The sequence below is a fragment of the Actimicrobium sp. CCI2.3 genome (assembly GCF_035019065.1).
Lineage (GTDB): Bacteria > Pseudomonadota > Gammaproteobacteria > Burkholderiales > Burkholderiaceae_D > Actimicrobium.
On sequence record NZ_JASJWR010000040.1, the window covers coordinates 19,014 to 34,303 of the forward strand.

Consider the following 15,290-nt stretch of genomic DNA (forward strand, 5'->3'; position numbering starts at 1 on the left):
ACTGAAAAAGTAAGGAGAACGGCATGTCTATCCTGAGCCAGAAACGGCAAGTCACCCTGCCCAAAGAACTGTGTGACCGGCTCATTGTCCAGCCCGGCGATGATCTCTCGATTGTCGAACACCTCGGACGCATTACTCTCATTAAAATGAAAGCAGGCAGCAGCGCGGGGATTTTGCGTCACTTGAAGATTGACGAAAAGATGTCTGACGAAGCGTCGCTACAAGACGCGCTCAGCGAGAAACATGGCGTTCATCCGAAGCGAAAACGTGCGGCATGATTGCCGTCGATACCAATGTCCTGCTGCGGCACTTGCTCGGTGACGACCCTTCCCAGGCGGCACGGGTCCATCAGCTTTTCGCTGGCACCACCAAAATATTACTGACGGATATCGTGCTGGTTGAAACAATATGGACGCTAAAAGGAAAGCGCTACAAGGCATTGAAAGAAGACATCGTGGCAGTGATCTCCACCCTTCTGGAAGAGCCCAATATTGTGTTTGAAAGTCAGCAGGCTGTCTGGTCCGCGTTAAATGACTTCATGATCGCCAGCCCAGTGAAGACAGCAGGCGGTGTGCGCCACATTGACTTTCCCGATGCGCTGATCGTCCACAAGGCACGCATCGTCATGCAGCATTTCGGCGTAGCCAACGAAGGCGTTTTTACTTTCGACCAGGCAGCACAGCAACTTGACAGCACCAGAGTGCCGTGAATGGTCCACACCGCAAGGCTGGACTTTCAAGTGCCAGCGCGCACGCGTGAACAACCGCAATCAATTTTCACCGTTCGGCAGATCACACGCGTGGGCGCAAAAATCCCGTATTCACCCCACGCCTTTGGAAGCGACTGCGGAACGACAAGTGTTCGTTGGCTTGCGGGCTGCGCTGCAAGGTTTGTTTAGTGCGGCACCAGCAGCAGAAAAATCAACGCCAGCGCCGCCAGCATACCGGCTTGGATGCTGAATACGAGCGCTGGGATCTGCAACTTTTCGGGGATCTTCATGACACGTCTCCACAAAGCGATGTGTTTTGTGGAGACGCTGAGGGATGTGGAAAATTCCCGGAGCACGGAAGCCCTTTGCGTTTAATCAAACCAGCCAACTCTTATGCAATGCACTCACGGTGGGTGCAATAACCGCAGGGCATTGCACCGAAAGGTGGTTCAAGTGTCTGCCCACATACGCAATAAATTGTGATAACAGCCGGTCAGCTTGACGACCTCGTCCGGCTCGGGCTGCCCTTCGGGAACCGCACTGCGCAGGGACAGGATGGCCATGTCGAGGTCGAATAACAACTGCCGGCGGGCGTCCTCGCGCACCATGCTTTCGATCCAGAAAAAACACGCCAGCCGCGTACCACGCGTGACCGGCATGACCTGGTGCCGGCTTGATGCCGGATACAGGATCAGGTCGCCCGCGGCCAGCTTGACTTCCTGCGTACCGAAGCTTCCCTCAATGACCAGTTCGCCGCCGTCGTAGCTGGCCGGGTCCGACAAAAACAGCGTGGCCGACAAGTCGGTGCGCACCCAACTGCCGCTGACCACCGAGGTCCGCACGGCATTGTCGATGTGACTGCCGAAGGCGTTGGCCGCGCCGTCATACCGGTTGAACAGCGGCGGATAGGTTTTTTTGGGCAGCGCGCCCGTCATGAACAACGCACTCTTGCCGAGCGCTGCGATGACGATGGCGCGGGCGGCGTTCGCTGCGACGTCGTCCTCCGGTAATTGGCGGTTGTTCTTGACACGCGCCGATTGCAAGCCGGCAGTCAGCTTGCCGTCGGCCCAATCCGCCTGATCGATCAGCTTGCGGCACGCTGCCAGTGCCGTCGGGGAAAGCAATGCGGGGATGCGCAACAACATGGTCAGATTTCCTTAAAACTTGGTCGACATCGATAGCTGGAAGGTGCGGCTGGTACCCGGTACGGTATGACCGGCGTAGACGCCTTCGTAATAATCCTTGTCGAGCAGGTTGAAGACGTTGAGCTTGATGGCGTAACTGTCCCGCTGATATTCGAGCAAGCCATCCCAGCGCGCATAAGCCGGGGCCGCGCTGAGGTTGGTGGCATTGCCGTAGCGCTTGCCGACCGCCTCGACTCCGCCGCCGACTTTCCAGCGGTTATCGAGCTTGAAGGTGCTCCAGACATTGGCGGTGTATTTCGGCGTGTTGATCGGCGTCTTGCCGAGCGTGTTGGCCTGGTCGCCGGTGGCGGCATCAATGCGCGCATTCATCAGTGCCAGTCCGCCAAAAATATCCCAGCGCGAGGTGATCTTGCCGGCGGTTTCAAACTCGATGCCGTCGGTATGGCGCTTGCCCGAGAGCAGGTTCTGGGTCAGATTGGTTTCGGCCAGATCGGTGTTGCGCTCGTTGGTTTTTTCGGAGCGGAACAGCGCGGTGCGCAGCATCAGGTTGCCATCCAGCAGATCCCATTTGGCACCGATTTCGAGGTTGCGGCTTTTCTCGGGTGGCGTGTTGGTGGTGCGATCGTCGAGCGCATATAACTCGCCGGAGGGGTTGAACGAGGTGCCATACGAGACGTAGTACGAGGCGGTTTCGGACGGCTGAAAAATCAGGCCGGTGCGGTAGCTCCAGACATTGTCGTTGCGCTCCAGCGGCCCGCCGGTGGCGCGATCATAGTCGGCGCTAAAACTATCGTGGCGCGCACCGCCGACGACCTTCCATTGCGCATTGAGCGACATCGTATCTTGCGCATAGACGCCGACGGTGCGGGCGCTGTAGCTGACCGGGTTGATACGGTTGCGCACGCCATAGCCGGCTGGCAGCACCGGATAAGGATTCGGATCGCCGACTGTGGTGGCGGGATTGCCGGGCGTGGTGGCGACATTCCAGCGATTGGCGTCTTCCTGCACCAGCTCGACGCCAGTCAGCAAGGCATGCTTGAAACCGCCGGCGTTGACGGTGGTGGTGAAGTCGGTCTGGCTGGTTAGCGTGTGCTCGACCCCGCCGCGACGCTGGGCCTGGCGATTGATGACGGTGTCGGGATTGATGCTGACGGTGCGTGCGGCCAGGCGCGGCGCAACGGCCCACAGGTCGCGGTCGTAATCGGCCTTGCGCAGGATGGAGCGCAACTCGGTGTCCTTGTCGAAACGGTGGATCCAGCTGGCCGTCAGGATGCTGGTTTCTTCTTTCTGGCTGTCCTCTCCGGGCAAACCGTAAAAGGTATTGACCGGCACGTTGAGCGGCTTGCCCTGAAAGTACGGCACGCCGAAATCGGGCACGCTGTCACCCTTCAAATAGTAGTACGACAGGTTGAATTCGTTGCGGGTGCCGATGCCCCAGCTGACCGAGGGCGCAATGCCGAGGCGCTCGCTGCTGACGCCATCGCGGAAGCTGTTGGTGTCGGTCTTCATGACATTGAGGCGGACTGCGGCGTTCTCGCCGACGACCTTGTTGAGGTCGACCGTGCCACGCTTGTAGGCATCGCTGCCGACCGTGACGCTGGCTGCGTTGGTATCGAACAGGAACGGCTTCTTGCTGACCTGATTGACGACGCCACCGGTCGAACCGCGTCCGAACAGCATCGAGGCTGATCCGCGCAAGACATCGACCTGCTCGATATTAAAAGTCTCGCGGTTGTACTGGGCGATGTCGCGCATGCCATCGAGGTACAGATCACCCACCAGCGAGTAACCGCGCAAGGTCACGTTGTCACCAATGCGACCGCCCTCGCCGGCATTGAAGGTCAGGCCGGCGACATTGCGCAGCGCTTCCTTGAGCGTGTCGGCATTGCGATCCTCGATCAGCTGTTTGGTCACGACGGTCACCGCTTGCGGGATATCGCGCAAGGGCTGCGCGGTCTTGCCAATGCGGGACGTGAGTCCCTGATAGCCGGAGTCTTCACGGGCGGCATTGACATCAATGGTGGGCAGGCTGGCGGCGCTTTCCTGAGTTTGAGTTTGCGTCTGGGCGTGGGCAGTTGTCATCGAAAAGGCGGCGATCATTGCGCCAAGCGGCAACAAACGGGGGTTATACGACATGGGTTTCTCCGAAAAAATAAGCATGGTTTGCAGCAAGCTGCAACGGTTGGCTGGCTATCCGGAAAAACAGGAGTGGCTTGCTCTGAAGTGAAAATTATTTGGCGACCGGTTCGGTCATGAAGCCGATCTTGTTCAAGCCACCGGCCTGCGCCGCCGCCATCACTTGCGCGACTTTTTCATACTGGGTGGTCCGTTCGGCGCGCAGGTGCAGCTCTGGTTGCGGCTGCGCTTGCGCCGCCGTGGCGATACGCACTTGCAATTGCTGCGCGTCGATGGCTTCGCTGTTCCAGTAAGCCTGACCGGCACCGTCGATGGACAGATTGATGCTGTCGGGCTTGCTGGCATCCGGCTCGCTGCTGGCACGCGGCAAGTCGATTTTCACGCTGTGGTTCAGCACCGGTATCGTCATGATGAAAATCACCAGCAACACCAGCATCACATCGACCAGCGGCGTGGTGTTGATCTCGGGATGGAAGTCATCGTCCTGCTCGGACAGGGAGCCCATTGCCATCAGGTGCTCCTGGCCAGTGTTAAATCAGCAGGCGACGTGCCCTGTCCCGAACGTGCGCCGGTGACAAACCACGCATGCAAATCAAAGCCGAACTTGTTGAGTTGTGCCAGCGTTGACTTGTTGCCGCGTACCAGCGCGTTGTAGCCAAAGGTCGCCGGTATCGCGACCGCCAGTCCGAGCGCGGTCATGATCAGTGACTCGCCCACTGGACCGGCGACCTTGTCGATCCCGGCCTGGCCACTGGTGCCGATGGCGACCAGCGCGTGATAGATCCCCCAGACGGTGCCGAACAGACCGACAAACGGTGCAGTCGAACCGACCGAAGCGAGTACCGCCATGCCTTGCTGTAACCGTCCTGCGGCATCATCAATCCCCTGCCGCAATGACATCGTGACCCAGTCTGATTTCGAGAGCTGGTCATGCAGATGGCCCTGGTGCGTCGCGTGGTGCGCCATCGCTGCATTGCCTGCTTGTGCCAGTTCGGCGAACGGGTTGTCGCGACCGAGCCGCTCGACGCCCTGCGCCATCGAGCTGGCATCCCAGAATCGCAAACCAACCAGGGCCGCCGAGCGACGCAGGCGCAGCAGTTGCACCCCACGCGTGATGATCACGAACCACGATGCCACCGACATCGCGACCAGCAGCAATGCGACACTCTTGATGACGACATCTCCCTGCTGCCAGAGACTCTCCAGTCCGTACGGGCTAACTTCCATGATGTGTCCTTTTATTGAATTGAAAAATTGATCGATACCAGCGCGTAGACCGCAACGGCCAGACCGTCCTCGAGATGCGGCCGGAAACGTGCCTTCAGCACCGACTGTCGGGCTGATTCATCAAGCCGGTCGAAACCGGAGGACGTGCGTAACTCGACCTGTTCGGCGCGCCCTTGCTGACTCACCAGTACGCGCAAAATGACCTTGCCTTCCTCACCGGCACGCCTGGCCAGCGGCGGATAAACCGGTTGTGGCGCTTCCAGGTACTGCACGCCGGAGATCGTTTTGGGTTGGGCTGGCGCAGTCATTGGCGCGATGACAGCGGGAGCAGGGCTCGACGGCGGTTGCGGCACCGATGGTGCAACGACCGCAGTACTCGTCTCTTGCGGTGGCAGTGACGGAGCCGCTGTCGTGGCTTGCGCCACCGGTGGCAAGGGTGCGACTTTTTTTACCACCGGCACGACTTTTGGAACTGGTAGCCTGACTGGTGGGGATACGGGAGCTGGCTCAGGTGCGGGCTCTGGCGCAATCAGACTGGCAATGAGTTCGCGTGGCGCTGTGTGGACTACCGTCTGTGGCGAACCACTCTGCAAGGCAACTAACAATGCGCCATGCGCCAGCAGAATCAGCAACAGCAAACCGGCGCGACGCCAGTGCCCAACTGGTGACAACAATGAAAACAATCAGGCCGCCATCATCGACGGATGGAACACCATGACCTGGGAAGCCGGTGCCGACTGGCTCAGACATTCACGCAAAACCTTCTTGGCACAGCGATGGCATTTGCCGCAGCACGTGCCCACATTGAGCGTCGAGCGCAAGGCGACCATCGACGTCACACCCTCATTGACTGCCTGGCGAATAGCCCGGTCGGACACATTGTTGCAGATGCAAACAATCATGAATACCTCGTGAAATACGATGAAAAAATGGGCCGGCATCCACCCGGTCCGACTCGGCCCCGCTCAATGAGAACGATTCTTGTTTAGATTATTAAGTATCTGCCGACAAAATGCAAGAATTTATCCGGCAAATAAAGACGCGATGGAATCCCCTGCGCGCAGAAGGCAGAGGGCCGCATTGCGTGATGGCTGATTGAGAAAACGCTCCGCTCTGACAGGAAACATGTTGAGCGGAGCTTGCGACAACGGTCTTAACGCGAAGACTTGCGCTGCATTTCTGTCAAGTCCCAGCCTAGCTGGCGACGCACTTCGCGCGGATCAGGAGGCGGCTTGCGCGCACGCTGACGACGGACCATATATTCACGAACTTGCTCTTTGGTTGGTTGCTTGGAGTCCGACATGGCACACCTCGTTTCTTCAATATGGACCTGGAGAAACTCGTGTGTCCACTGTCACGTCCTGCGTTGTTAAACGTGAATGGCGTTTCACTAGTTGACAGTTCCATAAGATAGTGAAGACGTGGGACGACATACGACAAAAAGATGAAACCGGTCATACCACCAGCATCCGTGCCTGGGAGGTCACCCAATCGAACGGTGTGATCAATGCAATCGAGACAGTCCTGATGCCAAAATGAAGCTCTTCCGCTTCCTGTGAATTGACACCTGGTGCGCTACTAACCCGGACATTTTCCGGGTTTTTTCCAGCCACAAAAGGACAACCAATCACGGCCGGTTAGCGGATTTTTGCAGGGAGGACACGCACGTACCTGAAAGACAATGCGAAGGATCAGGGCCAAGGTGCCGGCGAAACGTTGACGTACTGTTCGCCGCCATCGGATGGGTCCGGGCCGGCGTCATACGGCTTACTGGCGAATAACCGCGCACCCAGCAGCAAGGCGATTTCGCGGCGTGACGCGCCGAAATCTTCAGGGACCAGTGGCTGATTTTTTTCGGGCCAGTTGGCGTTGGCCCAGTCAATCAATGCCTCGAAACGCTGGTTGAATTCGGCGGCAAACTGCTCATTACGGCTTGGTTCGGACATGGTGGCATCCCCTATCAGAAAGTCATTAACGCTTCTGATCCTAGCAGACGAACGGGCAAAACACGGTGGCTGTTCACATCTGTTGATGAATCAATTGCAGTCGGTAAGAGTCGGCAATCAAAATTTTGTAAAAAACAATAACTAAAACTCGATGAAGCTGTCGTAACATCCGTGCTTTCGACTAATTGCCAGCCGTAAAGTTGTCAATTGTGATGACCAAGTTCCCTCAAACCCCCTCAGGAATCACCCATGATCTGGCAACAAATTTATGACCCCCTTGGCAGTCTTGCCTTGTCCACACTCGCTGCGGCGGTACCAGTCGCCGTCCTGCTGATTGCGCTGGCTTACTTTCACATGCGTGCCCACCTGGCTGCCGCACTGGCGCTACTGATCGGCATCGGCATTGCTGCCATGATCTTTGGCATGCCAGTCAGCATGGCCGGCAAGGCAGCGGCTTTTGGTATTGCATCGGGACTTTTTCCGATTGGCTGGATCGTTCTGAACATCATCTTCCTGCACCGCCTGACTACGCTTAACGGCTATTTCAAGGTGCTGCAAGACAGCATAGGCGGGATTACCGAAGACCGCCGTTTGCAGTTGCTGCTGGTGGCCTTTTGTTTCGGTGCATTCTTTGAGGGCGCAGCCGGCTTTGGTACGCCCGTTGCCGTGACCGGTGCCATCCTGATCGGTCTGGGCTTTTCGCCGCTGGCCGCATCTGGCCTGGCGCTGATCGCCAACACGGCACCCGTCGCCTACGGTGCACTGGGTGCGCCCGTGATCGCGCTGTCGGCCGTGACCGGTATCGATTTGCTGGACCTGTCGTCGATGATCGGTCGTCAGTTGCCGTTTTTCTCGTTGCTGGTGCCGTTCTGGCTGATCTGGGCATTTGCCGGTTTCAAGGGCATGCGTGAAATCTGGCCAGCCATCCTGGTCGCCGGTGCCGCCTTTGCGATTCCGCAGTTCGTGGTCTCGAACTACCACGGTCCGTGGCTGGTCGACGTGATTGCTTCAATCATCTCGATGGGTTCACTCACGCTGTTCCTGAAAGTCTGGCAACCGAAGAAGATCTGGACCTCGACCAAGCTGGGCAAGCGCAACGATACATCCGCTCAGGACGTGCCTCCACCGGAGCCATTCATTCCGACCGGCAATGGCACCATCAGCACCGCAAAGGCCTGGATGCCGTGGGCAATCCTGTCCGTGTTCGTGTTCGTCTGGGGTACGCCGGTATTCAAGAAAATGGTGGATGCGCTGTGGTCGTTCAAGCTGGCGGTGCCGGGACTCGACAAGATGATCATGAAGATGCCGCCGGTCGCGAAAGAGCCCTTCCTCGAAGCAGCCGTGTTTAACTTCAATGTGTTGTCAATGGCCGGCACCGGCATCCTGCTGTCGGCACTGGTGGCCGGACTGCTGATGGGTTATTCGATCCCGCGTATCCTGCGCGAGTACTGGGAAACCATCAAGACGGTCAAGTATTCGCTGCTGACCATCTGCGCCATGTTCGGTGTCGGGTACCTGACCAAATATTCCGGGCTCGATGCAACGCTTGGCCTGGCCTTTGCCCACACCGGCGTGTTCTACCCATTGTTCGGCACCCTGCTCGGCTGGCTCGGCGTCGCGCTGACCGGTTCGGACACGGCGGCCAATGTGCTGTTCGGCAGCTTGCAAAAAACCACGGCCGAGCAACTTGGTCTGCCTCCGGTTCTGATGGCTGCAGCCAATAGCGCCGGCGGTGTGATGGGCAAGATGATCGACGCCCAATCCATCGTCGTCGCCTCGACCGCGACCAAATGGTATGGCCATGAAGGCGACATCCTGCGCTACGTGTTCTTTCACTCGATTGCACTGGCCTTGCTGGTCGGCGGTCTGATCACGCTGCAGGCGTACGTCTGGCCATTTACCAGCATGGTCGTGCGCTAGGAGCCAGTCGGAGAAAAGCAGGACGACCAGCGCCCCGACATCCGTCGACAAACTGCACAAACTCACCGTTGCAGTACGTATTGTCCGGGCGCAGGACCGAGCGAAGTTGGACAACTGGCGGGCGCTGCAATGCGCCCGCTCGACTGTTGCGCCAGCCAGTCGGACCATGCCGGCCACCACGATCCCTCCTGCGGTGGGGTCACACGCAGCCATTCGTCGGGACCCACGTAGTGCATGTCAGGATGGCGCTGCGCAATCCGGTAATGCCGCCCGGGATGTCCGGGCTCGCTGACGATACCGCCGTTATGTCCACCGCTGGCAAGGATGAAACAGATGTCGGTATCGGCCAGCAACCCAATCTTGAAGACCGAGCGCCAAGGTGCGACATGGTCTTTTTCGGTCGCCACCGCGCATACCGGAACCCGGATATCGGACAACGACACCACCGCACCCTGAACCCGATAACGTCCTGCAAACAAGTCGTTGCCAAGGAAAAAACTGCGCAGGTACTCGCTATGCATCCGGAACGGCATACGCGTGGTATCGGCATTCCATGCCATCAAGTCATTCATCGATGCGCGCTGTCCCATCAGGTAATTGTCGACCAGTGCGGACCAGACAAGATCATTTGAACGCAGCAGCCGAAACGCCCCGGCCATCTGGCGATTGTCGAGCGTACCCTGCAGCCACATCAGATCATCAAGAAAATCGAGCTGACTCTCATCGATGAACAGTTGCAATTCGCCCGCTTCGGTGAAGTCGGTTTGCGCCGCCAGCAGCGTGACACCGTTGAGCAGGGTCGGGTCGTGCCGTGCCAGCCAGGCAGCGGCCGTCGCCAGCAAGGTCCCGCCGAGACAATAGCCAGTCGCATTGATCGCCGCGCCCGGGACGATTGCGCGCACTGCCTGCAGTGCATCGATAACTCCATGTTGCAAGTAGTCGTCCATCCCCAGATCACGATCTTCCGCGACCGGGTTACGCCACGAAATCATGAAGACGACATGACCGCGCTCAATGAGAAACCGCACCAGCGAATTGTGACCCGACAGGTCGAGGATGTAGTACTTCATGATCCACGCCGGCACGATGAGCAGTGGTTCGGCAAACACGGTCTCGGTGACGGGCGTGTAACGGATCAGTTCAATGAGCTCGTTGCGATAGACCACCTCGCCAGGTGTCGCCGCCACCTCGTGGCCCGGACGAAAGTGCTCGGCCTCCGGAGGCTGTTGCCCGGCCAGACTATGTTGCCAGTCCTCCAGCAGAAGTTGCTGGCCGCGCAGCAGGTTGGCACCGGATTCGCGCAAGGTGGCGTCGAGCACCACCGGATTGGCCAGCGGATGATTGGACGGTGACACCACATCAAGACACTGTCGCGCGACAAAGGCCACCACCTGTTCGTGGTGGGCCGACATCCCGCCGATACCGTTTGTCGCATGATGCCACCACTGCTGCTGCAGCAAAAAACCTTGCGACAGCCAGTTGAATGGCCAACGTTGCCAGGCAGGATCATCGAAACGATGGTCCTGCGGTAACGGCTCGATACAGCGTCGGGGAGCCTGGCCTTGTGCCAGCGCGAGCGTATAACTGGTCAGTCGAGACTGCTGCCGCAATACCTGTCCGATTAACTGCCATTGCTTGCCCGGTGAAGTCGACAGATGCAGCCACCAGTCGATCCCGGCCAGACCCAGCGCCGCCGGCGAAATACCCGAGGTAAGCCGACCAACCAGACCGTGCAGCAGACGGTCGAGACTGGTCGGCGACACACTCCAGTGGTCGTCATATTGCCGCCGTGGCGCTAAAGGCATCGTTTTTCTTCCGAGAATAAATGGGTAAAAAGGCACATGAGTGGAGAACCACATGAGCGGAGAACCACATCGAAGCGGCCTATCGTACGATGCCGCAGCGCGAGCCGGACTGCAGCAACGACCAACGGTTGATGTGGATCAAGTAACAATCAATCAAGCCAGAGATGGCTAAGACGCATATCGACTTGCCAGGCTGGCCGCACTACACTCAGACGTTACGATCGCTGTTGTTGTTGCATCCACACCGCACAACGGTTGTCAGCCCGAAGAAAATCCTTCTCTGCAAGGCCAGGTCATCCGTTACCAGGAGCTGCTTCATGTCTTACAAGACCATACTCATCCATCTCGACGAATCACCCAACATCGATGCCCGCATCAATCTGGCCGCGCAACTGGCCCTTACCCACGAAGCCCATCTGATCGGACTCGCCACTACCGGTATTTCACGCTACTTCTACGAATCGATGGCTACCGCCGCAAGCGAGGCAGGCATCGGCCCGTACATGGACACCCTGCGCGAGCGGGCAAGCGCGCGACTCCAGCACTTTGAAGACAAGGTACGACAGCTCGGCGTCAGCTCCTATGAAAAGCATCTGGCCGACGACGAAGCCGAAGGCTGCCTGGCCTTGCGCGCACGCTATTGCGACCTCGTCATCCTTGGCCAATACGATCCTGAAGGCAGCATTCCGTCGGTCTATGCCGACCTCCCCGAATACGTCACCCTCAACGGTGGCTGTCCGGTCCTGATCATTCCGTATGTCGGTTCCTATCCGCTGAAGCCCGAGCACATTCTGATTGCCTGGGATGGTGGTCAGGAAGCGGCGAAGGCAGTTCGCAACGCACTGCCCTTCCTGCAGGCGGCCAAATCGGTCGAGGTCGCCGTCTTCAATGCACAGCAAGATCCGGCCAACCACGGCGAGGAGCCCGGTGCCGATATCGCCCTGTATCTGGCACGACATCACGTGAAGGCCAACGTGCGTCAGGAGCAGGTCGAGATTCCGGTCGGCGAAGCCTTGCTGTCACTGGCCGCCGATCTCCATGCCGACCTGCTGGTAATGGGCTGCTACGGACATTCGCGGTTCCGTGAAGTCTTGCTCGGGGGAGTCAGCCGGACCATCCTTGATTCCATCACGCTGCCTGTTCTGATGTCCCATTAGTAGTGCCTCGGGTGGCGCGCGTCGGCACAAAAAACCGTGCCCACGCCACTACCGGGCATCGCCTCAAGTGAGGCAACCATTCTGTCAAACGATTACGAGATCACGGGCTCATGGCGGCTCACGGCGGCTCACGGCAGATCAAAGCGTAACAAGCTCGGTATGACCGAAACCCTGCCGATAATCGAGCATCGACACAATCACTGGCCGAATCTCCAGCAGGATAACGTCCGAACTTTCAAACGGATACTCACCGGTCCACTTTGCCACCTGCGGATAGCGTCGCGCCATGCGTTCGCTTGCATGACGTATCGCGTCGGGCTCTTCCAGAATCCGCGCGTACGCAGCAATCGACAGACCCTGGATATCATCCCAGTCCACGTAACTGGCATTGATCGTCAACGACACCTTGTTGCAGTAGCGAATATTGCTGGCTTTCTGGCTATGGATGCCAATGCCGACATACAGAACCAGGTCGTCGTTGGCATAACTGACTGTCGTGGCCTGTGGAAAGCCATCCGGCCGCATCGTGGCCAGCGTCATGTCCTTGCCGATGTCGATGATGTGACGAATGAATTTATGTTGACGGGTATCCATTAATGACTCCGGAGCAAAATAGGGTTCCAGTGTCTGACTGGCTTGCGTCAGCAACATTGATCCCGGTCAGCACCCCGGTAAATTGACGGTGGTGAACGCGAAACCATCCGGAAGCAGACTCAGCCGCGCTGATAAAACCGCACCATCTCCGCAGCGATCCGGTCCAGCGGCATCTCGACATCGACGGCACCCAATTTGACTGCCTCGCGCGGCATGCCATAGACCACGCAACTGGCTTCATCCTGTCCGACCGTCGGTGCGCCGGCGTCATGCATGTCACGCAAGCCACGTGCACCGTCGTCGCCCATGCCGGTCATGATGATCCCAAGTGCGTTACGACCAGCCACCTGTGCAACCGACTTGAACAGTACATCGACCGATGGCTTGTGGCGGTTGACCGGCGGCCCGTCGAGCACTTCTACCTGATAGTAAGCGCCGCTACGAGTTAGTCGCATATGCAGACCACCGGGTGCGATCAGCGCACGGCCCGGCATGACCCGGTCGCCGTGGCGTGCTTCGCGCACTTCAATTGCACACAAGGTATTAAGACGGTTAGCGAACAGCGCAGTGAATTTTTCCGGCATGTGCTGCACGACGACGATGCCTGCCGAAACCCGCGGCAAGGCGGTCAGTATCACTTCCAGCGCCTGTGTGCCGCCGGTCGAGGTGCCGATTGCGATGACCTTGTCGGTCGTCTGCGCCAGTGCACCGGGAGGCAGTGGCTTGTCGTTGCGGGCCGTGTTCGCACTGGCTTGCGGTGCGGTGATCGACTCGCGGGCGAAGCGCTTTGGTTTCGATAGCGCAGCCTGCTTGACACTGCGGATCAGCTCGACAGCCGATTCCGACAAAAAATCCTTGAGCCCCAGCTTGGGCTTGGTCACATAACTGACTGCCCCCGCCGCCAGTGCCTGCATTGTCGTCTCGGCCCCTTTTTCCGTCAGCGTCGAACAGATCACCACCGGCGTAGGCCGCTCGCTCATGATTTTTTTCAGGAAGGTAATGCCATCCATGCGCGGCATCTCGACATCGAGAATGAGTACATCGGGCCATTCCACCGCCATTTTTTCCTGCGCCAGAATCGGGTCAGCCGCCGACGACAGGACCTGGATGTGCGGATCTTTCGACAACAGCGCCGTCAGGACCTGGCGTACTACGGCCGAGTCATCGACGATCATTACCTTGATTACGTTTGTCATAGGACCACATCTTTTTGATCAGAGTCTATCCAGTCGAACTTCAACCAGACGTCGCCGGTGGCGACATCGAAATACAAACGTCGGTAGCCATTGCTACCGACATGTTCAGCCGTAATGGCCAATCCGGCGTGCTGCACCATCTTCCGGGCCACAGCGATATTACGCTCACCGATATCGTTGACCAGAAAACCAGCTCCGAACATGCGACCGCCACCAAATATCTTGGCAACACATTCGCTCAGTCGCACGCCATTGCGCAGCAGTTCAGCCTGCATCAGCGCAAAAGCGGTTTCGCCATAACGACCGCTGGCGCGCCGCTCCTTGGCATCGACGGCATCGACTGGCAAGATGAAGTGACAGATGCACCCCAGCTTGCGCGCCGGATGCCAGAGCGTGATTGCGACACAGGAACCGAGCAGCGTGCCGAAGACTTCGCGCCGGAAGCCCACACCCAGCTCACCCGGATTGAGAAAAATTTCGCGCTCGGCCAGACTCGAAAAGGGGATCGGATTCATTGACGCCGTTCCATGCAATACGCACCGGGACCAAATGAAATCAAGCCGTCGATAAGTCCGTTGAGGCTCTCGGCCATGCCGACAAACAGCACGCCACCGGGCACCAGTGCCGACAGCAGTTGTCCGACCACCTTGCGTTTGACGGGTGGATCAAAATAGATCAATACATTGCGCAGGAAGATCACATCGAACGGCACCAGATCAGGCAACGGTTCGATCAGATTGATCTGCGCAAATTCCGTTTTATCGCGCAGGGCCCGGTCAATGAGCAAGGAACCTTCATAAGGACCGGAACCCTGCAGGCAATACCGGCGCAGGTAATCCGGCGGAATTTCGTGCGTCCGGTCAAAACTGTAATTGGCGCGTCGAGCGGTTTCCAGCACACGCGTGCTGATGTCGGAGCCGCGGATTTCCCAGTTGGGTGCGCGGCCGACGCGACCGAGTTCGGCCAGCGTCATCGCAATCGTGTAGACCTCTTCGCCGGTCGAGCAGGCAGCGCTCCAGACCCGGAAAGTCCGGTTGCGCGGGGCCGCTTCGGCGACTGTCGACAACATCGAAAAATGCTTGGCTTCGCGAAAAAAATAGGTCTCGTTGGTGGTCAGCAAATCGATCGCGGTCTGCAACTCGACCGGATGCTGGCCCGATAGCAGGTACGCGAAATACTCGCCGTACGAGGCCAGCCCGAGTACCTGGATACGCTTGAACAGGCGTCCGCAAATCAGCGCCTTTTTGGCCGGTGTCAGCGCAATGCCGGTTTCACGAAACAGCAGGTCGCGGATGGTGGAAAACTCGCGCTCGCTCAGGGCGTTCAATTCCATAGCAAACCATTCAACAAAAAAACTCCTTTCGATGTACTGACAGGCCTAGCAGCCTGTCGGACTTGAACAAGCAAAGCACAGTCAAGACCTGAATTTGCTTAAAAAACAGGCAGAGATATTCA

General features: G+C 58.2%; 17 protein-coding genes. 4 read left to right on the plus strand and 13 right to left on the minus strand.

From position 1 onward, the window contains the following. Positions 1–23 precede the first annotated feature (23 nt). Both QN370_RS18365 and QN370_RS18370 read left to right on the plus strand, forming a co-directional pair. Positions 24–278 (plus strand): AbrB/MazE/SpoVT family DNA-binding domain-containing protein, encoded by a 255-nt coding sequence (locus QN370_RS18365; protein WP_322128168.1) that lies wholly within the window; start codon positions 24–26, stop codon positions 276–278. Then, positions 275–709, plus strand: coding sequence for a type II toxin-antitoxin system VapC family toxin (locus tag QN370_RS18370; RefSeq protein WP_322128169.1), 435 nt, complete (start codon positions 275–277; stop codon positions 707–709). The genes QN370_RS18365 and QN370_RS18370 overlap by 4 nt, the downstream gene beginning before the upstream one ends. Positions 710–1,158: 449 nt before the next feature. On the opposite strand, the gene QN370_RS18375 is transcribed toward QN370_RS18370, so the two are convergent. The 8 genes from QN370_RS18375 to QN370_RS18410 form a co-directional block, all read right to left on the minus strand. Next, on the minus strand, positions 1,159–1,854 hold the full coding sequence (locus tag QN370_RS18375) for a Fe2+-dependent dioxygenase (protein WP_322128170.1): 696 nt from the start codon (positions 1,852–1,854) through the stop codon (positions 1,159–1,161). Between the two features lie 12 nt (positions 1,855–1,866). Next, positions 1,867–3,990 (minus strand): TonB-dependent siderophore receptor, encoded by a 2,124-nt coding sequence (locus QN370_RS18380; RefSeq protein ID WP_322128171.1) that lies wholly within the window; start codon positions 3,988–3,990, stop codon positions 1,867–1,869. Between the two features lie 94 nt (positions 3,991–4,084). Further along, the gene (locus QN370_RS18385) at positions 4,085–4,501 is read right to left on the minus strand and encodes a biopolymer transporter ExbD (RefSeq protein ID WP_322128172.1); all 417 of its coding nucleotides are present in this window, start codon (positions 4,499–4,501) and stop codon (positions 4,085–4,087) included. After that, positions 4,501–5,217 carry a MotA/TolQ/ExbB proton channel family protein gene (locus QN370_RS18390; RefSeq protein WP_322128173.1) on the minus strand — a complete coding sequence of 239 codons (717 nt, stop codon included), beginning with the start codon at positions 5,215–5,217 and terminating at the stop codon, positions 4,501–4,503. Before QN370_RS18390 ends, QN370_RS18385 begins: the two co-directional genes overlap by 1 nt. An 11-nt stretch (positions 5,218–5,228) precedes the next feature. Next, complete coding sequence (locus QN370_RS18395) at positions 5,229–5,900, minus strand: energy transducer TonB (RefSeq protein WP_322128174.1); 672 nt, start codon at positions 5,898–5,900, stop codon at positions 5,229–5,231. Then, a complete protein-coding gene (locus tag QN370_RS18400; RefSeq protein ID WP_322128175.1) occupies positions 5,901–6,119 on the minus strand; it encodes a (2Fe-2S)-binding protein in 219 nt (72 codons plus the stop codon). It lies immediately after the preceding gene. 251 nt (positions 6,120–6,370) lie between these two features. Further along, positions 6,371–6,520: a hypothetical protein gene (locus tag QN370_RS18405; RefSeq protein ID WP_322128176.1), complete on the minus strand. Its 150-nt coding sequence runs from the start codon at positions 6,518–6,520 to the stop codon at positions 6,371–6,373. Between the two features lie 388 nt (positions 6,521–6,908). Next, the gene (locus QN370_RS18410) at positions 6,909–7,163 is read right to left on the minus strand and encodes a hypothetical protein (protein ID WP_322128177.1); all 255 of its coding nucleotides are present in this window, start codon (positions 7,161–7,163) and stop codon (positions 6,909–6,911) included. Between the two features lie 252 nt (positions 7,164–7,415). Here QN370_RS18410 and QN370_RS18415 point away from each other — a divergent pair, with 252 nt between their 5' ends. Next, positions 7,416–9,083 (plus strand): L-lactate permease, encoded by a 1,668-nt coding sequence (locus QN370_RS18415; protein WP_322129171.1) that lies wholly within the window; start codon positions 7,416–7,418, stop codon positions 9,081–9,083. Between the two features lie 62 nt (positions 9,084–9,145). Here the strand turns inward: QN370_RS18415 and QN370_RS18420 are convergent, their stop codons facing one another. After that, complete coding sequence (locus tag QN370_RS18420) at positions 9,146–10,888, minus strand: PHA/PHB synthase family protein (RefSeq protein WP_322128178.1); 1,743 nt, start codon at positions 10,886–10,888, stop codon at positions 9,146–9,148. 317 nt (positions 10,889–11,205) lie between these two features. Between QN370_RS18420 and QN370_RS18425 the strand changes: the two genes are divergently transcribed. Next, complete coding sequence (locus QN370_RS18425) at positions 11,206–12,045, plus strand: universal stress protein (protein ID WP_322128179.1); 840 nt, start codon at positions 11,206–11,208, stop codon at positions 12,043–12,045. A gap of 138 nt (positions 12,046–12,183) precedes the next feature. Here the strand turns inward: QN370_RS18425 and QN370_RS18430 are convergent, their stop codons facing one another. The 4 genes from QN370_RS18430 to QN370_RS18445 form a co-directional block, all read right to left on the minus strand. Then, complete coding sequence (locus tag QN370_RS18430; RefSeq protein ID WP_322128180.1) at positions 12,184–12,639, minus strand: pyridoxamine 5'-phosphate oxidase family protein; 456 nt, start codon at positions 12,637–12,639, stop codon at positions 12,184–12,186. Between the two features lie 119 nt (positions 12,640–12,758). Further along, a complete protein-coding gene (locus QN370_RS18435) occupies positions 12,759–13,835 on the minus strand; it encodes a chemotaxis response regulator protein-glutamate methylesterase (RefSeq protein ID WP_322128181.1) in 1,077 nt (358 codons plus the stop codon). Then, complete coding sequence (locus QN370_RS18440) at positions 13,832–14,350, minus strand: chemotaxis protein CheD (protein WP_322128182.1); 519 nt, start codon at positions 14,348–14,350, stop codon at positions 13,832–13,834. Before QN370_RS18440 ends, QN370_RS18435 begins: the two co-directional genes overlap by 4 nt. After that, entirely contained in the window at positions 14,347–15,168 is an 822-nt protein-coding gene (locus QN370_RS18445; RefSeq protein ID WP_322128183.1) for a CheR family methyltransferase, read from the minus strand. The genes QN370_RS18440 and QN370_RS18445 overlap by 4 nt, the downstream gene beginning before the upstream one ends. Positions 15,169–15,290: the final 122 nt, after the last annotated feature.